This is a genomic window from Clostridium estertheticum (assembly GCF_018861295.1).
In the GTDB taxonomy this organism is placed as follows: domain Bacteria; phylum Bacillota; class Clostridia; order Clostridiales; family Clostridiaceae; genus Clostridium_AD; species Clostridium_AD estertheticum_D.
Window position 1 is genome coordinate 1 of the sequence record NZ_JAHLDM010000045.1, and the last position, 21,815, is coordinate 21,815.

A 21,815-nucleotide genomic window follows, 5' to 3' on the forward strand; every position below is an offset into this window, starting at 1 on the left:
AGTTGACAAAGTAAATGATATGAATAGAACCATTGACTTTCAAAACAATGAGCTAATAGATAAAGATGTTCAATATGGCTTTGGAAAAGATCAATTACAACCATGGTTTGACTCTTTTATGAAAGGTAAATCTACGATAGATACATTTTTTTAGTGTATTTAACGTAAAAGATACTTAAATATAGGGGTGTATCCAATAAAATTACCCATGCTAACTAATTTAAAAAATTCTTGTTAAACTTCATAAACCTAGCCCACCTTGTCGTTTACACATAAGATCTTAACGTACGAAATATCATTTTTTTGTATACTACCCCTACTTTAATGTTTACGCATTAATTGCATCAATGATTGCAGCGAAATGTTTAAGGTTCTTAAATTGGAACGTAAGCCTGGCTTGGATGCTCAAATAAAGCTTACAGATGATGTAGAAAACAACAAAATTTGCTTTCTACATCATCTGTAAGCTTTGTTTAGCAAATGAACTAGCGATTATACACTAAGATTTTTAAATAGCTTAAAAGCTATTATAAATCATTTTAATATGTTTTCAATATCATCATAACTTGTATCGTCTTCAATTTCTACATCAATATTTGGTTCAGTTTTAATTTTTTCATTTTCTGTTTTCTTTAAACCAACTTTGGTTATTGGTTCCATTGAAGCTGTCTCATCAAGAAGTATGGATTTATTTATGGGTTCTTTTTTATTTAAAATTACTTCCTCATGGGGTCTCGCCAACATCTCTCTGAATCACACCAACAGAACTAAACAGCAACCTTAAACCAAGTAATATCAGTACTTCTACAACTTTGATATATGATAAATTTAATTTTAAAAAAACAACTCTACATAAAGGTATACCTTTATGTAGGGTTAAAAAAAGCTAAAAAATGTATTCGTAAAGTATAACAAACCATTTATGAATATCTACGTAAAATACATTTAGCTTTACGTAGATATTATAAAATTGCTACTGGTGTGATTCAGACTTATATTGGCGAGACCCCTATTACGAGCGAACCTACTTATGCTATCCACAATAAGCTTATCGCCGTTCTTTAGTGATGCCATTAGATTAGTTAACACTGGTCTTTCTGTTACATTCTTACCACTAACCCTCTCTATATAAACACATTCCCTTGGTATATTATATTCTTTTGCCTTTACCTCTTGTCTAATAGTATTTTGTTCCTTTGAACTAACTCTGATATAGAAGTATATTTGCATGTAATCACCTCTTTATACTTATTATGTTGTATGCTTTTTATCGTTTAAAATTGCAAAATTTTTCATATGTAATTATATATAGTATAATTGCATATAAGTTAATTCGAATTTGTATTTTAGTATCTCCCAATAGTTAATGAAAAGTTAAGGGGGGCTAGCACATTAATAGCTTTTTTATCTACCATAATAAAATCCTCTTTATCAGTTGCAATCTCATCATTTGTTATGTTAGTAGTGCACTCTTCGTTAACATCACATTTAACACTTTCACGTGATGCTTTAACATTGTTAAACCATTAATAGAAGTATATAAAAGTGTACATATGCAATACCATGATAGTAAAGAAAGAGGTAAATAAGTAAGAAAAGATATGCTACCAAGTAGCTGATAGCACCTAGCATTAAATATCTCAGCTTTGTGTTATGACATGGAATATTTAGAGAATATTAAAGATGATCTAAGTAAATTTGAAGTTATAAGGTTAGTAATTGGAATTTATAACGGTTTTTGAACAAAAAAAGAAAGAGTTGCTTATTTAGCAACCCTCTCCCTGTTATTTTTTCATGTCTTCCAGTAAATAGTCACATAATTCTATGTCTATTCCTTGACGCTTTAAAGATAACAGTAAGTATTTTACGGTAATCTTTTTATCAATATAAGTCTGTATAAAGTTTTCATACTCCTTGTATGTAGGTTTTCCGTCAATATCTAAACTGTTTAGCTCCTCAACTCCATCATTTAATTTTTTTGTTTCATTAGATACTTGATTTTCAAAAAGTCTCTCTTTTAATATGATTAAACTTCTTAAGATTATACCAACTTTTCGTTGTGGTATGTTGTTGTCTATTATAAACATATGAAACATGGATTTATCTTCATCTATCACGTAAGAAAGCATTAATTGAAGTCTCGTTATCTGATATTTTAATAATTCGTATTTTTCATCTGTATTCATTTAATCACCTACTTTATTATATTATAACAAAACATCACAAATAAGGCTAGTAATTACTCTTGCAGCAGCCGAAGGCATTCCTAACTCATGAATCATAAAGCCGACTAAACGAGATTCAAACGCATCTGAAATATTTTCTAAAAATGATCCAATAGCAAGAGAGTTATCTTTTAATAGTTTAGCAAACTTTGCATTTCCCATTTTTTCCGCAATTACAGCTATTCCCCTTCCACCATTCTTCAAAATAAGTACAGCAGCAGTCTTTTTAAGACCTTTTGACTCCTTTATCATATCATTATTGTATGGAGTAGTGCTTATTGTACTTAAATCTAATGTAGTAGTTGTTCCTGTAGTTGTTTTAGTTATTGTATTCTTACTTGTTTCAGTAGCAAATGCAGGAACTGACGCACCTATACTTGTCCCTAAAACAACAGTTAATGCAATTGCAATACTTTTAATCTTATTTTTTAACATAAATGTTTCCCCCTAGTAGTTTATTTTTAATAGTTTGTCCGTTTTGCCTCTCTTGGGTATGACGACAATTTGTGTAAAAAAGCATAACTGGATTATTAAACTCTTTTTCGTTTTTATGTTACCATAATATTCTTTTTATGTCATAAAAACGACGTTAAACGTCATTTTTATGACATGAAAAGAATATTATGGTAACATACACTTTATTTTCAAGAAAAATTTCTCGAATTGCCATCCATAGAAATGCAAAAACAACCCGTTTAATAAAAGTTTATTTTTGTGTCATAAATACGTCTTGTTTATTTCTGGTATATGTCAAATAGATAGCCCATGCTTTGAAATATTAATATATACAATTAGGTTTGGAATGACTATATTTAAGGGAATATTGAATTAGTGATTTACCTATTCCCCATTTTAGGGTAGATAGGGGTAGTAACCGCGAAACACGGATTTTATACGTTAAGACATTTGTTACCAAAATGGTGATATGTTTAAGCAAATATTGAATATACCAGTATTAAGTTAATATTTTCCTCAAAGATTTTATATTAGCTAATAAATATTTTTCATTACTATTTTAGTTAGCATTATCAATACTATAATTGTACTTTAACTAACTTGTTTTGAATAAAAAAATAAGCGTATTATCATTTAGTGATTAAACCCTAGATGTATCAGCGCTTTACAATGATATTATATGTTTTTTCGAGTTAGAACTATTGTCTATTAATTCTAGCTCGGAATATTTAAATAATAGTGTTGATTGTAAAAAACTGGCTTAACGTTGTAAATTTACGCTTTGCGAGCACTTCCCCTATAACTTTTGGAGGTATGATAAATGGACTCATTGAAATATAATCAGTATCTAAGATGCATTAAACTATGTAGAGAAAGAATAGAATCATTTTCGCAATATCCATATTGTGTGCCAGCTATAAAGGATTTATCTATAATGGAATTTCATAAGAAAGTAACATTTATCGTAGGAGAAAATGGTACTGGTAAATCAACAATTCTTGAAGGAATTGCTGTAGCATATGGTTTTAATCCAGAAGGTGGAACTAGAAATTTTAATTTTTCAACAAATGATACCCATTCAGATTTATATGAAAATCTTAAATTAGTTAAAGGAGTTAAGAGACCAAATGATAGTTTTTTCTTAAGAACAGAAAGCTTCTATAATATGGCCACAAATATAGATAATATTGATGCCGTTATGTCATATGGAGGGGTTTCCTTGCACTCACAATCTCATGGAGAATCTTTTTTATCAGTTATTAGGAATAGATTTAGTGGACATGGTTTATACATTTTAGATGAACCAGAGGCTGCATTGTCACCATCAAGACAAATGTCTTTGCTAGTTATTATGGATGAATTAATAAAGCAAGGGTCGCAATTTATAATAGCTACTCATTCTCCTATAATAATGTCGTATCCAGATTCAATAATTTATGAATTAAGTGATGGTATAAAAGAAGTGAAGTACAAAGACACTGAACATTATAAGATTACGAAAGCATTTCTTGATAATCCTGAAAAAATGCTAAAAGTACTTTTATTTGAAGAATAAATTAATTATGAAAACCAAAGTGAAAGTAACACAAATGTAATTGTGTTACTTTCACATTGGGTCTATTGCCTATTTCTTAAAAATTTAATTTTGAATGTAACATAATGAGTTGATTTTTTACTTTGAATGTATTATAAATGATCTCCTAAATATCAAATGCTCGTTGCAGTTCCACCTTAATTGCTCTCTTCATATTGATTAATTAATTTATAGAATGTAGTTTTCTTTAATTCCAATATTTTCATAACATCAACTGCTTTTATAGTATTTTCCTTATACATCTTATAATACTTATCCCATAATTTCGGTACTTCAATAGACTTACGTCCTTTATATTTCCCTTCTGATACTGCAATTGATATACCTTCCCTCTGTCTATCTTTTATGTAGTCACGTTCAAGTTGTGCAACGGCTCCAAACACCGTAAGCATAAATACTCCTGTAGGTGTTGTCGTGTCTATGGATTCCTTTAATGATATAAATATAACGCCCTTACTATTTAATTGTTCTACAAGTTCCAACAGATCTTTAGTATTACGAGCGAACCTACTTATGCTATCCACAATAAGCTTATCGCCGTTTTTTAGTGATGCCATTAGATTAGTTAACACTGGTCTTTCTGTTACGTTCTTACCACTAACCCTCTCTATATAAACACATTCCCTTGGTATATTATATTCTTTTGCCTTTACCTCTTGCCTAATAGTATTTTGTTCCTTTGAACTAACTCTGATATAGAAGTATGTTTGCATGTAATCACCTCTTTATACTTATTATATTGAATCGTTCGTTTAAAGTCCATATATTATATGAACGATTTATATGTATATTCACCACCATATAATGCCACTTTAAAGGCCATTAGTTCACGTTCGTCTGCGGTATACACTAAACGAACTATATTTTGCTGAATTCATCAAAGAAATAAGAAAGATATTTCTTTTGCTTATAAGAACAAAAAAATTAATATAATATATTTACAATATATTATATAAAACGATGCATTCAGAACAATAAGCACTTAGTTAAAAATGAAGATTTAAATCAAATTGATGATAATATAATAAAAGATTTTACTAAATACATTATACAAAAATATAAATTATATCATTGAAAAAATTATTAAAGGTTGTGGTTAAATACATAACATACTCAATTTATGGTAATTATGGTATAATTAAATGTATTTTATGACGTACCTGTGAAATAATTCATTATAAGAAAAGAAAGGATTATGAATAATGAAAAAAGCTATAGCTGGAATTGTAGTTATTATTATAGTATGTATTGTAGGAATAAAATTTTCACACATCTCCAATTTGGGGTCTATGAAAGATAATATTACTTCTAAAAAAAGCAACAATTCTCAAATAACTTTTAATGCTAAAAAAGGTGATAAAGTTAAAGTTGCCTATAATTCTTCGGTTAAAGAAGGGACTCTAAAATTAAAATTAACTGATTCAAATGGAAAAGCAATAGAAAATTTTGAGCCCAATGAAAATTCCTTAAAACAAGTATCCTTGGATGATGAAGGAGAATATGTGCTTTCAGCGACTTATACTAATTTTATTGGAAATTATCAAATAAACTGTAAATAAATAATTCGCAGCTTTCATATATTTCTTCGCAAGTAACCTTCATATCTAATGATGTGGGGGTTATTAACAAGAGATAAAAAGGAGTAGTTATAATTATGAAGATTAGTACTTTAAATTTATTATCAAAAGATGCTTCAAAAAATCTTAGAAACAATGCTATTACTAGCATTTCCTCTATGATTTCAATAATGTCATCGTTATTTATTTTAGGAATATTTGTGCTATTCATGTTGAATCTTAGAATGGGGATTATCGGTATATACTCCCAATATGAAGTACGGGTGACTTTAAAAGATGATATAAAGATTACTGATCAGCAAAATATATATAAAAAAATACAAGCGTCAAATTTTATAAATGATACTAATTTTGAAAATAATTCCCGCCTACCAGCATCATATATAATTAAAGCTGATGGTCCAAATGATATATCTAAAATAATTTCTCAGTTTAAAGGAGTACAAGGTATAAATAAAATTAACAGTAGTCAAAACATTCCTAATAATATTTTGGGGTTGATTAAAATAATTCAATGGGTAGGAGTGATACTTTTCCTTATACTTATGATCGCAACATTCTTTTTAATTAAGAATACAATAAAACTTGCTATATATCCAAGAATTAATGAAATCAATATGTTGCAATATCTTGGTGCAACAGATTGGTTTATTAGATGGAAATTTATTCTTGAAGGAATACTAACTGGATTTTTAGGAGCAGTGTCAGCAGTAATAGTGCTTTATTTCTTATATAGTTTTGCATATCATAAAGCAAATGCTTATTATGAAGCATTGTTCATTAGTTTTATAAATCCGTCGTTTATATTCACAACTATATCATGGAGCTTTATACTTATTGGAATAATTTTAACTGCTATAGGAAATGTTTTTGTTATAAAAAAGCTATTAATAGTTTAAAAAAGACATATTGTTGGTCAGAATTGTAAAATGTAATGTCTTATTCCTATTATATTTTTTTATTGTTTAGATCACTACTGGAGGTATAATAAATGAACTCAATGAAGAATGATCAATATTTAAGACACGTTGAATTATGTAGAGAAAAAATACAATCATTTTCTAAATACCCATATTGCTTATCAGCGATAAAAAATTTATCTATACTGGATTTCCATCCAAAAGTAACATATCTCGTAGGAGAAAATGGTACTGGTAAATCAACAATACTTGAGGCTATTGCAGTAGCCTATGGTTTTAATCCAGAAGGTGGAACTAGAAATTTTAATTTTTCAACAAAAGATACCCATTCAGATTTACATAAGAACGTTAAGTTAGTTAAAGGAGTTAAAAGGCCCAATGATGGTTTCTTTTTAAGAGCAGAAAGTTTCTATAATGTGGCTACAAATATAGACGAAATAGATGTTTCTAGTTCATATGGAGGGATTTCACTACATTCACAATCTCATGGCGAAGCTTTTTTGTCACTTATTAGAAATAGATTTAGTGGAAATGGTTTATATATTTTAGATGAACCAGAGGCAGCATTGTCACCATCAAGACAAATGTCTCTGCTTGTTATAATGAATGAATTAATACGGAAAGGTTCTCAATTTATAATAGCTACTCATTCCCCTATAATAATGTCTTATCCAGATTCAATAGTTTATGAATTAAGTGATGGTATAAAAGAAGTCAAATACAAGGATACTGAACATTATAAGATTACGAAAGCGTTTCTTGATAATCCTGAAAAGATGCTAAATATACTTTTATTTGAAGAATAAATAATGAATTAATTAGCGTGTATTGAATCGAGTAGGAGGCTAATCATTATTTGATTAGCCTCCTACTCGATAGCGTGTATTAATATATTGAATGTAACAGAATACCAATTGGATTACGTTTACTTTGATGCTATTACTAATTTTGTGTATCATTATTACAATGCCCCCAGATACAACCGATATCTTATCAAAACTTTACCACTGATATCCATTATCTCCGCCACTAGATTTGTTAGAAGGGCTTTTATCTAGTCGGAATATGAGATTTAATTCTTATAATATCTATAATTGATGCATCAATATTACTATAAAAGTACAATGTACTAAGACCTAATAATAATAGCAATGTACCATAGCATAATGTATACTTGGCTTTAGTATTTCTATCTACTTTAAAATCCTTATTATTGTAATATGCTTTGCTTTGTTCATAAGTGTTGCCTATGCCTATTGCCAATAAAATAATCAAAAAAATCCTATCCTTTGATATTATAACTATATATAATAAAACTATTAATCCTATATAACTTAAAATAGGCGATATTATTGCTGCAATATGTCCACCATCCAAAGGTTTTACAGGTATTAAATTGAATAAATTGAATACTACAGAAAGGAAACTTAGGACTACAAGTGTTGAATTCCCGGTAAAAGAGTAAGTTAAATAATAAATAAGAGCAAGTATTCCTCCAAATAAAGGACCTGCTATTGAAACAAATGCAGATTTTTTACAATCTTTAATATCTTCATGTACTATATATGCACCAAAAGGTGTTAACCCACTGAAAATAATCTTTATATTCAAAAATTTCGCTGCAATGCAATGACCCATTTCATGAATAATAAGAATAAACAAATAACCTATTGCTAAATAAATATTAAAAAGAATTCCTAGTACCACAATTATAAAAAACACCGTGAAGATACTAGCTAAAATACTTATTATCTTTTGTTTTTTTGTGAAAGTTTCAGTATTTACCATGGTATTTCCCTCCATATCTATAAAAATTTTATTCGGACGCTTACGTTTCCTAATATATCTAAATTTCTGATAAGAAAAATCTACTTCCTGATAAGTTTCTATAATGTCAAATCGGTAAACTTTTATATATAAAACCTAAAGCTTTGTTTTTGATTCCGGTGAAGATTATGTACTTCATCACCCAAATAGATATCATTGAGGATATGAATAAACGTATCTCTCCAGAACATGTTAATAAAAGAAACTCAATAATTACAATAGGGAAGATGCTTATGTATATGAAAAAAGGGCTAGGTGCTAGTACCTTTATGTCTTTCTTATCTAACAAAATAACATCATCATTTGTTTATACATCAATTACCATAATACTTCATAAAAATTTTCTATTCAATGGACTAAACATGAAACGTCCTATCTTGTACATAAAACGCTTATTCTATCGTTTTAACATCAAACTATAGTTTGTAAAAATGGTGGTTAATGGTATAATTTTCTAGTGATTAAGTCACAACGGTAAAAAATAATGAATTAATTATAGAATATTTTATTCATATAGAAAGGGAGTTAAATTAAATGGAGTTAAGTACAGAACGGTTAAAAATTATACCTTTGACACTTCATCAGTTTAAATTATTGCTTGATGGAATTGATAAAATGGAGAAGGAGTTAAAATTAAATGCTTCAAATGAATGTTTAGATGGACATACTCAAGAAGCAATGAAGGGATTATATCAAGAAGCTGTAAAAAACAGTGATAGATATTGTTGGTACACAAATTGGCAGATTATTTTGAAATCAGAAAATAAGGCTATTGGTAGTGCTTGTTTTATGAAATGTCCAGATGAAAATGGTGAGGTTGAAATAGGATATGGCATTAATAGTACCTATCAAAATAATGGGTATATGACCGAGGCAGCACAGGCTATTTTTGAATGGGCTATTAGTCAACATGATGTCTCTATTATCATTGCAGAAACAGAAAAAGATAATATTGCTTCACACAGAGTTTTGAAAAAATGTGGAATGGAAAAATACAAGGAAACAGACGAGGGAATTTGGTGGCGTATGAAAGTTGCTGAATAATAACTTATAAAAGACATCGAAAGAAATAGGAATGAATTAAGAATATTATGTTACATTAAAAATGAAATTTTTAAGTAATAAGCAATAGCCTCAAAGTGAAAGTAACACAATTAGTATTGTGTTACTTTCACTTTGTTTTTGTATAATTAAAAAGTTTTGAAATAAAGTTTTAAAAAAAAGACCTGGCATATATTAATTATTCATCAAAAGTTACCACATAAAAGAAAAGATCGAATTAACTTAGTTTTATTTTGCAGATTTTTTTACTATTTTATTAAAAAAATCAACTAAATACGCTATTACAATATATATCATTATTGCATTAATAATGATAGGCATTGGATCTAGTGCAATTCCCTCATTGCCATTAAAAAGATTAAAGAAGAGCCAGTTACTTTTTGGCTTAAACTGATATATTGTTATAAAGTGGAAAGGAAATCCATATTGATATTTTAACATTCCATCTTTAATAGGATTAAGTGGAATAAAAACAGGTAAAAAAACAGAAAAAAATACGCTTAATTTAAAATATGATTTGTTATAATTCTTCATAAATAATTGTACGCCTTAAAGTTATTAGAAATAAAACTATTACTAAAAACAATACCTTTATAAATTTGGTGCTTTTTATATTAATTTAAACCACCCCTCATTAATTGCAAATATATATTTTATATCATATCATATTTACCATAAATTAAATATGTTTACAATTGTATCAAAATGATCAATAGCCTCGAAGTGAATGTAACTCAATTACATTTGTGTTACATTCAGAATTTTAATATAACACTTAAAGCAAGGAACCCCGTATTAATATATATGGAGTTCCTTGTGACGACTTAGAAGAATACGCATTACTATGACTACAAATTAAATATCCTAATTTCTATTTTAAATTACATATATATATCGTTTCTAATGCAAAGTATATATTGCATCTACTTGCAAAATAATAGCAGACAATTTTATGTCTGCTACCTAAAACATAAATAATATTTACGTCAACATTTTTTACAAGTTCGTCATAATCTAAAACCATCTATCTTTATTAATAAGCAATACTACAGCAATACATATAGTTGGAATAAATATCATTCCGAATACTACCCAAAATGCCATTACATAATTATGCATTGGAATCCCTTGTACATTCATAGAAAAAAGTCCACTAACAAGAGTCATAGGTAAGATTGCAACTTGGACAATAGTAAATATACGCATCAAACCATTCATGGTGTGGTTTGTGAGTGATGCAAAGGTACTATCAGCGGACTCAATAACTTCTTTATAATTTTCAAGCATATCCCATATTTTTTCTATTTTATCAGTAATATCATCAAAATATATATCCATATCCTTAGGAAGATATTTTACAATATCTTTTTCGAGTGTTATTACAACGGGTCTTAATGGTTTAATTACACTTCTATAGTTAATTATCTGCATTTTAGTCTTTGATATATTTTCAAGCATTTCCTTAGAACGAGTAAGAAATACTTGCTTATTTATTTCACTAACCTTAGCTCCAATCTTATCTAGCATAGGAAAGCAATAATCAAATAATATCTTGATGATCTCATAGAGCAATAATGCTGAACCTTTCTCCATATATTCTTTCCTTAATGCTTCGTTTAATTGGCAATTTTGTGCTAAATCCACTAAAGGTTTGAATTCTCCCTCATGAAGTGTAACTACATAATCATGACTTATAAAAATATCTAATTCTACAGAGTCAATCCTGTCACAGTCTTTTCTATATTTTGGAAGGTGAAGTACAATAAAGCTATAATCTTCATAGGAATCAATTTTTGACCTTTGATGCTCAGTCATACAATCCTCTATCAAAAGTTCATGAAATCCATAAACATCTTTAAGCATCTCAAATTCCTTATTAGTAGGTCTAATTATATCAACCCATTTAATCCCTTCATGTTCAATTAGTTTTACCTCTGTAGGTAAAGCTTTTATAATAGGTTGTTGTTTCTTTGCATTTTGGAATGGTAGTGTTAACATAAACATAGTAATGTCCTCCTTTTTATAGAGAGGATCTTACCCTTAACAAAAATGAGTAGTAAAACATAATCCTCTCTTTTTTAATATTAAATTATTTATAAAAATATCATACAGATCGGGGTTGCTTTCCACTCAAATTCACCACCTTTTTAGTATACTTATCAAAATAATATTCTTAAATATCTATAAAAACAAAAAAATCTCCCCACAACAAAGTAAAGAGATTCAATACGAACCAAATAATAGCTTCTTCACTCGTTGAGTTTTAGCACTGTAAAGCATAGAACATAACCATTCATATTTTATATGAATGTTGTCAGCTACATTAAGTAAAACCTTAATCCGGTAGTACCTGCTGACCCATTGGCGTCTCTCGACGTTTCTGGGCAGTAGCATATATCTATACAGTAACCTCACCTAACAAGAATATTAAATTTTTATTCTCAATTAGTCTTAATCTTATACTTTATACTATGCGAAAAACCAAAGGATGTCAATAATATTTTTAATTGTCCACCTATAATGCTTAATATACGAAAATCGTGTACTCTATGACACACTGTATTACCATATAAACGGAAATAAGCAATAAGTATTCTTATAGTAATTCTCAAATTCTTGTTTGAATTGTTCTTTTAATGCTTTTTCTTCAATTTTTATTCTAATTCCATAACATAATATGCAAATAATTAAGACTATTATAGGTGCAAATGTATTTCTCAATGAAAATGCTATTCCTAAGAGACTAAGTATACTCCCTGTATAAGCAGGATTTCTTACATATCGATAAAATCCTTTCTGTATTAAATGCTGGTCGGATGTTGTTTGCACTGATAATGTAAATGCTTTTTTTAATGTCCATACAGAATAATCACGAATTATTGTACCTACTATTATTAATAAAATACCTAAATAATAACATATATGTGGAAGTATAAGGTTTCCTACAATTTTCTTTGCTTCTGCACTTGTTAAATAATAACTTACATAAATACTTAACCAATATGCTAAAATTATTAACCAAATTGAACCTTTGTCTGATTTTTTTCTATCTTTTTTATTTCCACTTGCAGTAAATATCCATATAATAAATTCAGATAAAAACATAAATCCAATTGCATAAAGAAATATATTATATTCAAATATATTTGTAAATTTTGTAACATCAGTAATATCCAAAACTTTCACTCCAATCTTATAATTTAATGTTTGTACGCATTTTTTCCCATTACAATTAAATTATAGCACAAATTGTAAATATATTATTATTACCACTATACTCATAAAACATTTTTCAAACATAGTACCTAAAAATTGTTCACCAATGCCTATTAATCCTAAAGGTAATGTAACCACTAAAAATACCGTTAAAAATTTCGACCAAAATTTATTCATTTTCAAAGGAATTATTTTGCTAGCAATAAGTGAAATAATAATATTAAAAATAGTTATATAGATGCTTGATAATGACGTCTGTCTTGCTAATTCATATGATACTGATCTTCCTCCATTAACCCATGTATAGGGCATTGTTTGTGTAATAATAAAAATGTGAACGATAATATTTATTACACCTATAGTAACGGAACATACTCCTGCTTTTTTTATTTTGATATCGTTATCGGGTACACCTAATTGATACAGTCTCATATTAATACATTCTATATGTTTGTATAAATAGTATATAATGGTACTATAGTTTAAAACAATAAGACATAATTGTAAATTAAAGGGGCATAAAAATGAAAAACATAAAGAAGAGTTGGAAGCAAATTCCAAATAATTTATCATTCCAAGCTATACTGGTATTTATATTTTGTATTCCACTTATATCCACTTTAGGACAATTTATAAATTCAAAGTTTATTTGTGAAAATAGTGCTGTATTAATCATATTTTGGCCAGGAGTTAAGTGGAAATTTGCCCTAACGATGCCTGTATGGTTTAGTTTTGGTATTATTGCTGTTTCATATGTTATGGGTATAGGATATATGTGTAAAAAGAAAACATTTGGTAAGGTTGTTATTATTGGGCTTCTAGGTTTAATCATGTCTCAGTTAATAGGTAAGGGAATTAATTATTTCACTGGATGGAGCGAACTGAAAAATATTAATTCTATGAATTTAAATGGTTTAGCGAATAAAATGATATTTGCACAGTGGCATAATCCTGTTTGGGAAGAAATTGTATTTAGGGGAATTCCGTTAATATTAATATTAACTTTAAAGAAAAAGCTTTCGACAAAAGGATATAAGGTAGCAGTTGTACTTTATTTTATTATACCTTCTATAGCTATGGCGTTATATCATATTCCTAATCATGGCATGTCAAGGGTTGCTGATACACTAATTCTAGCTATAGTTTTTGCATGGCTTGCATTAAAATACACTTTTTTTGCACCTTTGATAATGCACTATATTTTTGATTCAATTTTAGTAATTAGTATGGGAAAGATGAAGAGCATATCTCAAAATGAAGTTTTTTGGTTATCACATAATTCGGGGTTACTTAATAACTCTTTTACTATAGGAATTATAATATTACTATTAGATATAGTTTTTATTTTTATTTCGAATATGCGAAAAATTAAAAATTTAGATAAAATGAATTATAGTTCATAAACGTTTGTTTTGGACATGCATTGGCAATCCCCCAAAATACAGATAAACATGTGAATACAAGGAAGAAGCCCAAAACGGATGAATGATGGAGGTCATGGTATGCAAAATAATATTTTGATTATTGATGATGACATAGAACTATGTCAATTACTTAAAAAATGTGTAGAAAACGAAAGCTTAACCGCTGATCTTGCCCATAACGGGATGGACGGCTTAAATCGGATAGGACAAGATAACTATAACCTCATTGTTTTGGATGTCATGTTGCCGGGAATGGACGGATTTCAGGTGCTCCAAAAAATAAGAAAAATGAGTGCTGTTCCGGTGCTTATGCTTACTGCGAGAATTGCCAGTGCCGACAAGGTAAACGGCCTACGTTCAGGTGCAGATGACTATCTGACGAAGCCTTTTGATGTCGAAGAATTTATCGCACGCGTCCTGTCTTTGATTCGCAGATATACAACCTTAAATAGCGGTCCTAGCGAGGAACAAAAGCAGCTCTCCTTTCGGAATCTTACTATCGACTTGGACACCCGGATTGTTCACATTGGCGATGGGCAAGTTGAGCTTCACCCAAAGGAATTTGACATTCTCTGCTACCTTGCAAAAAATCAGGGCAGAATTCTGACTAAGCAGCAGATATATGAAGAGATCTGGCAGGAACAATATGCCTATGATGACAACAACATCATGGGATATATCAGCAAACTACGAAAGCAAGTTGAGCCTGATCCAAACAATCCGATATACATCCAGACGGTCAAAGGCGTAGGCTACCGCTTTAGCCGTGAGGTATAACGATGGATGGAGGCTATGTGGATCTTTCGTTATTTGTGGCTGTGATTGTTATTGCTATTGTCGCTGTCATTTCCTCTATGCTACTCTACCGCAAAGTGCACAATGTACGGTTGAAACTAAAGGATATTTCAGAAACGTTGGGTGACATCGCACAAGGCAACAGCAATCGAAAAATACTGGCGAAACCTAGCGATATGACTTCTATTATCTGCTATAAAATGAATGATATTGTTCATGAGCTTCGAGACCAGGTCATTGATTTAAAAAAAGCGGAGAAAACGAATGGACAATTGATGACAAGTCTTTCTCATGATGTACGTACTCCTCTGACAACTCTTATCGGCTATTTGGATGCAGTGCAGAAAGGCATTGTAGTTGGTGCAGAGCGAGAAGAATATATTGAAACCGCACGTCTGAGGGCGCACGATATGAAAGATTATGTGGATGTGTTGTTTGAATGGTTTAAGCTCAACTCAAGTGAGGAAACATTTACAATTCAACATGTGGAACTTACAGAACTAACCCGAAATATTTTGAAAGACTGGGTTCCAATCTTCGAGAACACCCGTCTTGATTTCGACATTGACATATATGAAAAGCGCATCGAGGTTAATTTGGACACAGATGCTTACTCTCGTATTTTGAACAATCTGATTCAGAATGTGATCTCCCATAGTCAGGCAAAACACGTAGAAATTACAGTTTCCCTACTTGCCGCTAATGTAATGATTACTGTTGCAGATGATGGCACAGGAATTCCCAAACAAGATTTGCCACATGTCTTTGAACGGCTCTATAAATGCGATATGGCACGTTCTGAAAAAGGAAGTGGCCTGGGACTATCCATTGTGCAGCAGCTTGTGGAAAAGATGGGTGGTTCCATTGCAGTCAAAAGCGAACAGTATCAACGAACGGAATTCATCGTACAATTTCCACTGGCTGATAAAAAAACCTGCTGAAAGGCAGGTTTTTTATTGCTTTAACGACATTTCAGAAGAAAAGTCTTCCAATTCTATGAGTGGGAGGATAACAATTGAGAATGGTTATCTACCCCAGAGATCTACCCAGAGGATACATACCATAACAAAAATAAAACTTCAGTGGGAGTCTAAATCTCCTTCTGAAGTCGTTAATTGCAGCTCCGCAGGAGATGATTTAACGACATTCAAGGTTAATTTAAGGTTCGTGCAAGGTTTATGCAAGGTTGGGGTGATAAAATTAATTTATAAAGACAAAGGAGGGATTTCTATTTTGAAGGATTTTGTAATCGAAACAAATAATTTGACAAAGCAGTACGGTGAACAAAAAAGTGTTGCCAATTTAAGCATCCATGTGAAGAAAGGTAGAATTTATGGTTTGCTCGGACGCAACGGTGCGGGAAAAACTACCACTATGAAGATGTTACTAGGCCTTACGAATCCTACAGCTGGAGAAATACACATTTTCGGAAAAAATATTCATAAAAGCGAAAAGAAAATTCTTTCCCGAATTGGTAGCCTAATCGAATCGCCAGGCTTTTATCCTAACCTCACTGGAACGGAAAACCTTAAAATTATTGCAAGGCTTCGTGGAATACCCACCCGTGATGCCATTAAGAACGCATTGGATGTGGTGGGGCTGTCTTATATGGATAAAAAACTGTTCTCACAGTATTCGCTTGGTATGAAACAGAGACTGGGCATTGCAAATGCTATTATGCATGATCCAGAGCTTTTAATTTTGGATGAACCCATCAACGGACTTGATCCCATCGGTATTGCGGAAGTCCGTGATTTCTTAAAACGGCTTAGTACTGAGCAGGGTAAAACAATTTTGATTTCCAGTCATATCCTATCAGAAATGGCTTTGCTTGCGGATGACATTGGTATCATCGATAACGGCGTTTTGCTGGAAGAAAAAAGTTTGGCGGAATTGCAGCAGAAAAACAGTAGATATATTCACTTCATTGTTACAGATGCATCCCAAGCTTCCCGGATTCTAGAGGTTGATTTTCACACTTCTAACTTTCATGTCGATGACAATCATAATTTACGGCTTTACGATACAGAAATTGAGGTAGCCGCCATTACCCGTAAATGGATAGAAAACGGTATCGATGTATCAGAAGCCCATACCAAAAATGACACGTTGGAGGATTACTTCAAAAATGTCACTGGAGGCGAGGGTATTGCTTGATTTAATAATATGCGAATTTGCTAAAATCAAACGGCAGCGGTTTATTCTATTTTCCATGTTAGCAGCCTGTCTCTTTCCCATACCCATGACAGTATTAGTGGCAAAAGACCGTCTGAATTTTGAGCAGCTTTTTAGGCTAGTTGTTATGTTCGGGCATTTTCTCCTTTTGCCATGCGTACTAAGTGTGGTGGCGAGCATCCTGTTTTTTATGGAGAGGGACAGCGACATGCTAAAAAATTTGATAACCATACCGGTTAATAAAACCAAACTCGTAGTAGCAAAGCTGACCGTGTTATTGATTGTAGCTGTGCTATATTCTATAGCTGGGTTAGGTGCTACTATCATCGGCGGATTAATTGTGGGTACCGTAGAAGGGATAGCTTTTAAATTGGGACTAAGCGTCGTACTTGGTATCATGTTCTTTGTCTCAGTCCTTCCCGTTATCATTCTCATTGTCTATTTCAACAAAAGCTATATTCTTTCCACCATAATTGCTTTCATTTATTCTATTTTCAATTTTATCATACAATTAAGTATGATGAATTTCGCCCCAAACAGTGTTCTCATTACCGTATTGCCTGCTTCGGTCATTATGCGTTGGTGGATGTCTTTTTGGAGTGGACTCACCGCAGAAAACGCTATAATTAGAAAACCATATATGTTATCCACTCCTGTTTGTGCAGGCATACTTTGTTTAATAGCGGTAATATCGATTTTGATGATTTCAATAATATACAAAAAGCAGGAAGATTAGGAGGAAACTATGATTAATATAATTGTTACAGAGTTTCAAAAGCTCAAACGCTACAGCATTCTTTGGGTCGGCAATGTGGCAGTGCTATTTTCAGCACTTTTAGCAGCTTTTCAGCAAACCAGCATGAAAGGTCCTGAAATGCTACAGTATGAGAATTATGCGAACAGCGTCATATGGAACAACTTCAGCATGGCTTTCCCGTTTATGGTTGTTCTGATAGGAGGCTACATAATAAACCGTGAGTACACTTCCCATACATTGAAAAATATGTTGACTGTGCCTATTTCATTTCGTAAATTGTTGACTGGAAAATTGATTACGGTTGGTCTTGTCACTGCATTGTACGGCTTTTTTAGTTTTATATGCACAGTCATCTTGGGGATGCTATTCTGTCATGGAAATATGTCACCGGCTATTGTAGCAAAATCGTTGTTACAACTCGTCGGGTTGGGACTTTGTTGTTATCTGGCCGTGTTACCAATCATCATATTTTTTAGTCGAAAACAAAACGGATTTCTTGCCGGGGCCTCCTTAGCATTTGTTTATGGCTTTTGTGGTATATTTATCGCGGGTAAAAATTTGACCGATTATTACCCTATTACCGCCGGTCTTGGAATTATTAAGTTTACGGGAGATGGCACTCTTACCTTTAATGTTCCGATGGAAATTGGTGTCATGTTCTTTATGATAATTCTATCAATAGTTATGTTGCTTTGCATGAAAGGCTATGAGGATGGAGTCGCAATGCAAAAAAACAAGGGTAAGAAACATGCAGTTAGACGAACATAGACTAATCACAAACTGTACAACTGTTAACTTTAATAATATATGTTAAGCATAATAGGTTAATCTTTTCTGTAAGTTTTAAAATTAGATGCTATCTGGGGATTATCCTTAATGAATTGTACAAAATCTTGAAAACATTTCGTAGTTTTAGGACTTATTGTATGTTCAATTTTTTCAGTTTCTTCTAAAACATCAGACTCTGAAACATCAAGTAATCTTAAAAAACTTTCAATAGTATTATGGCGATTAAGTAATGTCTCTCCAAGCTTCTTTCCATCCTCTTCGAGTACTAAAACACCATATTTTATATATTTTAAAAGATTCAGTTCTGCTAACTTATGTACCATGTTCGTAGCAGAAGGCGGTTGGACATTAAGTGCATTAGAAAGTTCATGAATCCTTGTGAATCCTGTATTTAAAGATAATCTATATATCATCTCAAGGTAATCTTCCATGGAAGCCGTAAGCAAATTATTTTCTTTTTTCATATATTCATTAAAAGTATAAAAATTGTTTTTTACCACATTTTCACCCACTTTAAAATATAGTTTATTATATAAATTATATGCTTAATATATAGTTTGATTACTTTAGTGTAGCATTATAAAAATCATAACATATCTTATATTAGAGAAATAAAGTTAGTACCGACTAATAATGTTAACTGTTATTAATTCTTTTTGCTATAACTAAAATAATTATTTATGAAGGGTGATGTACTTTATGGAAAGTGATAAAAACTTAATTGATGTAAATTTAACTGAGCCAAAAAAGGTTATATATAATGGCAAGGAAACTTTAAGTAAGTTTAAAGAGGTACTGAAGTTTTTAGGTCCTGCGTTTATAGTAAGTGTTGCCTACATAGATCCAGGCAACTTCGCAACGAATATTAGTGGTGGTTCAGTCTTTAATTATAGTCTAATTTGGGTAATTCTTTGGAGTAACCTAATGGGTCTTTTTTTACAAAGTATGTCTGCGAAATTAGGAATCGCAACGCGCCACAATTTACCAGAAATGTGTTCGAAAGTATTCTCCCGCAAAACTAACTGGTTCTTTTGGATTGAAGCGGAACTCGCTGCTATGGCCACAGATTTAGCAGAGTTTCTTGGTGGAACATTAGGATTATATTTACTATTTGGAATCCCTATGATTTATGATGGGCTCATCATAGCAGCACTTACTTACCTAATCGTCTGCATGGAGAAATATGGCCAAAGGGTTGTTGAGGTAATTATTGGTATATTAGTGGCGATCATAACCATTGCATACACTATTGAATTGGTTTTAGCTAAGCCGGACTGGGTACAAGTAGGTATCCACACGCTAATTCCGTCACTTCCAAATAGTCAAGCTGTCTTAATAGCCGTTGGAATGTTAGGGGCAACCGTAATGCCTCACGTAATATATCTACACTCGCAATTAGTTCAGAGCAGAGGTAAAAGTGATGATACTGACGAACAAAAACGCAAACATTTACGTATGGCGAATATTGATATCACCATTGCGATGAATATAGCATTTGTTGTCAATGCTGCTATGGTTATTGTTGCTGCAGCAGTATTTTTTAGAAATGGTGTAGTTGTAGAGACAATTGAACAAGCACAAAGATCATTAGAACCTCTTCTTGGAACACTTTCCAGTGGAGCTTTTGGGATTGCATTGCTAGCATCGGGTTTGTCATCCTCCGCAGTGGGTACTATGGCTGGGCAAACTATTATGCAAGGTTTCATTGGCCTTAGTATTCCCATCAAGTTACGAAGATTAATTACTATGGCCCCGGCCTTAATTATCATAGCTTTAGGTGTTAACCCAATGTATGCTCTAATAATGAGTCAAGTTGCATTGAGCTTTGCCCTTCCATTCGCCATTGTGCCTATGTTGCTGATTACTAGTCGCAAAGATTTAATGGGAAGCTTAGTAAACAAACGTCCAACTAAAATTGCTGGTTGGGTTATAACAAGTGTTATTTTAGCCTTAAATGCAGTTTTAGTTTACCTGACTTTCACTGGTAGCGTATAAGGGACACTGGCAGTAAAACGCTAATCGAAGAAGCTATTTAATCATTGATAATATGCAAATTGCGTTAAAAGTTTAACAACATCAGACTAAGAGGGGCCTGAAGTATTAAAAATCTATCAAAACCCTCTAATAAATGTCATATACTTTGGGCATAGTACGAGCTATGCGACAAGTAAAAAAGTAGTAGTTAGACTTTCTTTTTCATGGAGCGTAGATGACCGTAGAGGTATGTGAATATTCTTAGATGTAGATTATTGACCAAGCCCTCTTTCGTTCAGCAGAGTGAATATTAGAGAGTCGATATAAGAAGTTTGAAAAATAAATGTTTAAGTTTTTAAGAAGTGTGATATAATAAATATAAAGGAACTGTTGAGGTTCTATAAAGTTATTATGGGTTAATAACGCAGACTACACCCGAGAACATACTTCTTGTAAAAGTATGTTCTCTATTTTTTGCATTCTTTATCTTCACTACTAATAGCAACTTCACTATCAGCTATATTTTTAATTGATAATTTTGCTTTTACATTTAGCTTGTCCTTACTATGTTCGGAAATTGATATTATACTAACCAATCCTAATATAGTAACGCATAAAAATAATACTATTAAAACTGTATCACTCACTTTCCACCTCCTATGTCACAGTAACCTCAACAGTTCCTTATGGTTTGAGAAAACTTGGAGGTGGAACACGACACTATTAACCTTTTCTCATAGGAATATTATAACATAAATACATGGAGGTGGACAGTCTTGGATAAATCAATTAGAACTGACACTATAGATAGTTATAACTTACCAACTAGGCAGAATGATTTCGTAGATTACATGTTAGCGGTTGAATACACTAAAAAAATGTATCTATCGTAGACTTACCCTTCATAAAAGAGTCAAACCATGGTTGTAATTGATCTTTTCCAAAGCCATATTGAACATCTTTATCTATTAGCTCATTGTTTTGAAAATCAATTGTTCTATTCATATCATTTACGTTGTCAATA

The 21,815-nt window shown here is 31.3% G+C and carries 24 protein-coding genes and 1 riboswitch; of the genes, 12 read left to right on the forward strand and 12 right to left on the reverse strand.

The window, feature by feature from the left end; translation table 11 throughout:
* Positions 1-534 precede the first annotated feature (534 nt).
* From KPL54_RS24800 to KPL54_RS24815, 4 genes are all read right to left on the reverse strand, one after another.
* On the reverse strand, positions 535-744 hold the full coding sequence (locus KPL54_RS24800) for a hypothetical protein (RefSeq protein WP_216109177.1): 210 nt from the start codon (positions 742-744) through the stop codon (positions 535-537).
* A gap of 207 nt (positions 745-951) precedes the next feature.
* Positions 952-1,230 carry a recombinase family protein gene (locus KPL54_RS24805; RefSeq protein WP_216109178.1) on the reverse strand — a complete coding sequence of 93 codons (279 nt, stop codon included), beginning with the start codon at positions 1,228-1,230 and terminating at the stop codon, positions 952-954.
* 554 nt (positions 1,231-1,784) lie between these two features.
* Complete coding sequence (locus KPL54_RS24810; RefSeq protein WP_216109179.1) at positions 1,785-2,186, reverse strand: hypothetical protein; 402 nt, start codon at positions 2,184-2,186, stop codon at positions 1,785-1,787.
* Positions 2,187-2,207: 21 nt separating this feature from the next.
* On the reverse strand, positions 2,208-2,660 hold the full coding sequence (locus KPL54_RS24815) for a hypothetical protein (protein WP_216109180.1): 453 nt from the start codon (positions 2,658-2,660) through the stop codon (positions 2,208-2,210).
* An 841-nt stretch (positions 2,661-3,501) separates the two neighbouring features.
* Between KPL54_RS24815 and KPL54_RS24820 the strand changes: the two genes are divergently transcribed.
* Positions 3,502-4,236: an AAA family ATPase gene (locus KPL54_RS24820; protein WP_216109181.1), complete on the forward strand. Its 735-nt coding sequence runs from the start codon at positions 3,502-3,504 to the stop codon at positions 4,234-4,236.
* Between the two features lie 176 nt (positions 4,237-4,412).
* Here the strand turns inward: KPL54_RS24820 and KPL54_RS24825 are convergent, their stop codons facing one another.
* Complete coding sequence (locus KPL54_RS24825) at positions 4,413-4,988, reverse strand: recombinase family protein (protein WP_216109182.1); 576 nt, start codon at positions 4,986-4,988, stop codon at positions 4,413-4,415.
* A 489-nt stretch (positions 4,989-5,477) separates the two neighbouring features.
* Between KPL54_RS24825 and KPL54_RS24830 the strand changes: the two genes are divergently transcribed.
* The 3 genes from KPL54_RS24830 (at position 5,478) to KPL54_RS24840 (ending at position 7,578) form a co-directional block, all read left to right on the forward strand.
* A complete protein-coding gene (locus KPL54_RS24830) occupies positions 5,478-5,834 on the forward strand; it encodes a hypothetical protein (protein ID WP_216109183.1) in 357 nt (118 codons plus the stop codon).
* A gap of 95 nt (positions 5,835-5,929) precedes the next feature.
* A complete protein-coding gene (locus tag KPL54_RS24835; RefSeq protein WP_253203783.1) occupies positions 5,930-6,751 on the forward strand; it encodes an FtsX-like permease family protein in 822 nt (273 codons plus the stop codon).
* 101 nt (positions 6,752-6,852) lie between these two features.
* Entirely contained in the window at positions 6,853-7,578 is a 726-nt protein-coding gene (locus tag KPL54_RS24840; RefSeq protein WP_216109196.1) for an AAA family ATPase, read from the forward strand.
* A gap of 244 nt (positions 7,579-7,822) precedes the next feature.
* Here the strand turns inward: KPL54_RS24840 and KPL54_RS24845 are convergent, their stop codons facing one another.
* Entirely contained in the window at positions 7,823-8,560 is a 738-nt protein-coding gene (locus tag KPL54_RS24845; protein WP_216109184.1) for a site-2 protease family protein, read from the reverse strand.
* A gap of 573 nt (positions 8,561-9,133) precedes the next feature.
* Between KPL54_RS24845 and KPL54_RS24850 the strand changes: the two genes are divergently transcribed.
* Positions 9,134-9,643, forward strand: coding sequence for a GNAT family N-acetyltransferase (locus KPL54_RS24850; RefSeq protein WP_216109185.1), 510 nt, complete (start codon positions 9,134-9,136; stop codon positions 9,641-9,643).
* A gap of 246 nt (positions 9,644-9,889) precedes the next feature.
* Here the strand turns inward: KPL54_RS24850 and KPL54_RS24855 are convergent, their stop codons facing one another.
* The 4 genes from KPL54_RS24855 to KPL54_RS24870 form a co-directional block, all read right to left on the reverse strand.
* Positions 9,890-10,195, reverse strand: a complete 306-nt coding sequence (locus KPL54_RS24855; protein ID WP_216109186.1) for a hypothetical protein — start codon at positions 10,193-10,195, stop codon at positions 9,890-9,892.
* Between the two features lie 480 nt (positions 10,196-10,675).
* Entirely contained in the window at positions 10,676-11,665 is a 990-nt protein-coding gene (locus KPL54_RS24860) for a magnesium transporter CorA family protein (RefSeq protein ID WP_253203785.1), read from the reverse strand.
* A 236-nt stretch (positions 11,666-11,901) separates the two neighbouring features.
* Positions 11,902-12,091: riboswitch (M-box (ykoK) riboswitch) on the reverse strand.
* Between the two features lie 132 nt (positions 12,092-12,223).
* The gene (locus KPL54_RS24865; protein ID WP_216109187.1) at positions 12,224-12,838 is read right to left on the reverse strand and encodes a methyltransferase family protein; all 615 of its coding nucleotides are present in this window, start codon (positions 12,836-12,838) and stop codon (positions 12,224-12,226) included.
* A 60-nt stretch (positions 12,839-12,898) separates the two neighbouring features.
* Positions 12,899-13,309: a hypothetical protein gene (locus KPL54_RS24870; protein WP_216109188.1), complete on the reverse strand. Its 411-nt coding sequence runs from the start codon at positions 13,307-13,309 to the stop codon at positions 12,899-12,901.
* A gap of 92 nt (positions 13,310-13,401) precedes the next feature.
* Here KPL54_RS24870 and KPL54_RS24875 point away from each other — a divergent pair, with 92 nt between their 5' ends.
* From KPL54_RS24875 to KPL54_RS24900, 6 genes are all read left to right on the forward strand, one after another.
* Positions 13,402-14,280 (forward strand): CPBP family intramembrane glutamic endopeptidase, encoded by an 879-nt coding sequence (locus KPL54_RS24875; RefSeq protein WP_216109189.1) that lies wholly within the window; start codon positions 13,402-13,404, stop codon positions 14,278-14,280.
* Between the two features lie 99 nt (positions 14,281-14,379).
* The gene (locus tag KPL54_RS24880) at positions 14,380-15,078 is read left to right on the forward strand and encodes a response regulator transcription factor (protein WP_216109190.1); all 699 of its coding nucleotides are present in this window, start codon (positions 14,380-14,382) and stop codon (positions 15,076-15,078) included.
* Between the two features lie 17 nt (positions 15,079-15,095).
* On the forward strand, positions 15,096-16,037 hold the full coding sequence (locus tag KPL54_RS24885; RefSeq protein WP_216109198.1) for a sensor histidine kinase: 942 nt from the start codon (positions 15,096-15,098) through the stop codon (positions 16,035-16,037).
* 292 nt (positions 16,038-16,329) lie between these two features.
* Positions 16,330-17,253 carry an ABC transporter ATP-binding protein gene (locus KPL54_RS24890; protein ID WP_253203787.1) on the forward strand — a complete coding sequence of 308 codons (924 nt, stop codon included), beginning with the start codon at positions 16,330-16,332 and terminating at the stop codon, positions 17,251-17,253.
* A complete protein-coding gene (locus KPL54_RS24895) occupies positions 17,246-18,007 on the forward strand; it encodes an ABC transporter permease (protein WP_216109191.1) in 762 nt (253 codons plus the stop codon). Before KPL54_RS24890 ends, KPL54_RS24895 begins: the two co-directional genes overlap by 8 nt.
* A 9-nt stretch (positions 18,008-18,016) precedes the next feature.
* Positions 18,017-18,796, forward strand: coding sequence for an ABC transporter permease (locus tag KPL54_RS24900; protein WP_216109192.1), 780 nt, complete (start codon positions 18,017-18,019; stop codon positions 18,794-18,796).
* A 56-nt stretch (positions 18,797-18,852) separates the two neighbouring features.
* Here the strand turns inward: KPL54_RS24900 and KPL54_RS24905 are convergent, their stop codons facing one another.
* Positions 18,853-19,317: a metal-dependent transcriptional regulator gene (locus KPL54_RS24905; protein WP_216109193.1), complete on the reverse strand. Its 465-nt coding sequence runs from the start codon at positions 19,315-19,317 to the stop codon at positions 18,853-18,855.
* A gap of 199 nt (positions 19,318-19,516) precedes the next feature.
* Here KPL54_RS24905 and KPL54_RS24910 point away from each other — a divergent pair, with 199 nt between their 5' ends.
* Positions 19,517-20,812, forward strand: coding sequence for an Nramp family divalent metal transporter (locus tag KPL54_RS24910; RefSeq protein WP_216109194.1), 1,296 nt, complete (start codon positions 19,517-19,519; stop codon positions 20,810-20,812).
* Between the two features lie 446 nt (positions 20,813-21,258).
* Here KPL54_RS24910 and KPL54_RS24915 read toward each other — a convergent pair whose 3' ends face one another.
* Complete coding sequence (locus tag KPL54_RS24915; RefSeq protein WP_152753857.1) at positions 21,259-21,438, reverse strand: hypothetical protein; 180 nt, start codon at positions 21,436-21,438, stop codon at positions 21,259-21,261.
* Positions 21,439-21,815: the final 377 nt, after the last annotated feature.

Excerpts from the sequence above, each read along its gene's own strand:
- KPL54_RS24800 (WP_216109177.1), bottom strand. The coding sequence starts at position 744 with ATGTTGGCGAGACCCCATGAGGAAGTAATTTTAAATAAAAAAGAACCC.
- KPL54_RS24805 (WP_216109178.1), bottom strand. The coding sequence starts at position 1,230 with ATGCAAATATACTTCTATATCAGAGTTAGTTCAAAGGAACAAAATACT.
- KPL54_RS24810 (WP_216109179.1), bottom strand. The coding sequence starts at position 2,186 with ATGAATACAGATGAAAAATACGAATTATTAAAATATCAGATAACGAGA.
- KPL54_RS24815 (WP_216109180.1), bottom strand. The coding sequence starts at position 2,660 with ATGTTAAAAAATAAGATTAAAAGTATTGCAATTGCATTAACTGTTGTT.
- KPL54_RS24820 (WP_216109181.1), top strand. The coding sequence starts at position 3,502 with ATGGACTCATTGAAATATAATCAGTATCTAAGATGCATTAAACTATGT.
- KPL54_RS24825 (WP_216109182.1), bottom strand. The coding sequence starts at position 4,988 with ATGCAAACATACTTCTATATCAGAGTTAGTTCAAAGGAACAAAATACT.
- KPL54_RS24830 (WP_216109183.1), top strand. The coding sequence starts at position 5,478 with ATGAAAAAAGCTATAGCTGGAATTGTAGTTATTATTATAGTATGTATT.
- KPL54_RS24835 (WP_253203783.1), top strand. The coding sequence starts at position 5,930 with ATGAAGATTAGTACTTTAAATTTATTATCAAAAGATGCTTCAAAAAAT.
- KPL54_RS24840 (WP_216109196.1), top strand. The coding sequence starts at position 6,853 with ATGAAGAATGATCAATATTTAAGACACGTTGAATTATGTAGAGAAAAA.
- KPL54_RS24845 (WP_216109184.1), bottom strand. The coding sequence starts at position 8,560 with ATGGTAAATACTGAAACTTTCACAAAAAAACAAAAGATAATAAGTATT.
- KPL54_RS24850 (WP_216109185.1), top strand. The coding sequence starts at position 9,134 with ATGGAGTTAAGTACAGAACGGTTAAAAATTATACCTTTGACACTTCAT.
- KPL54_RS24855 (WP_216109186.1), bottom strand. The coding sequence starts at position 10,195 with ATGAAGAATTATAACAAATCATATTTTAAATTAAGCGTATTTTTTTCT.
- KPL54_RS24860 (WP_253203785.1), bottom strand. The coding sequence starts at position 11,665 with ATGTTTATGTTAACACTACCATTCCAAAATGCAAAGAAACAACAACCT.
- KPL54_RS24870 (WP_216109188.1), bottom strand. The coding sequence starts at position 13,309 with ATGAGACTGTATCAATTAGGTGTACCCGATAACGATATCAAAATAAAA.
- KPL54_RS24875 (WP_216109189.1), top strand. The coding sequence starts at position 13,402 with ATGAAAAACATAAAGAAGAGTTGGAAGCAAATTCCAAATAATTTATCA.
- KPL54_RS24880 (WP_216109190.1), top strand. The coding sequence starts at position 14,380 with ATGCAAAATAATATTTTGATTATTGATGATGACATAGAACTATGTCAA.
- KPL54_RS24900 (WP_216109192.1), top strand. The coding sequence starts at position 18,017 with ATGATTAATATAATTGTTACAGAGTTTCAAAAGCTCAAACGCTACAGC.
- KPL54_RS24910 (WP_216109194.1), top strand. The coding sequence starts at position 19,517 with ATGGAAAGTGATAAAAACTTAATTGATGTAAATTTAACTGAGCCAAAA.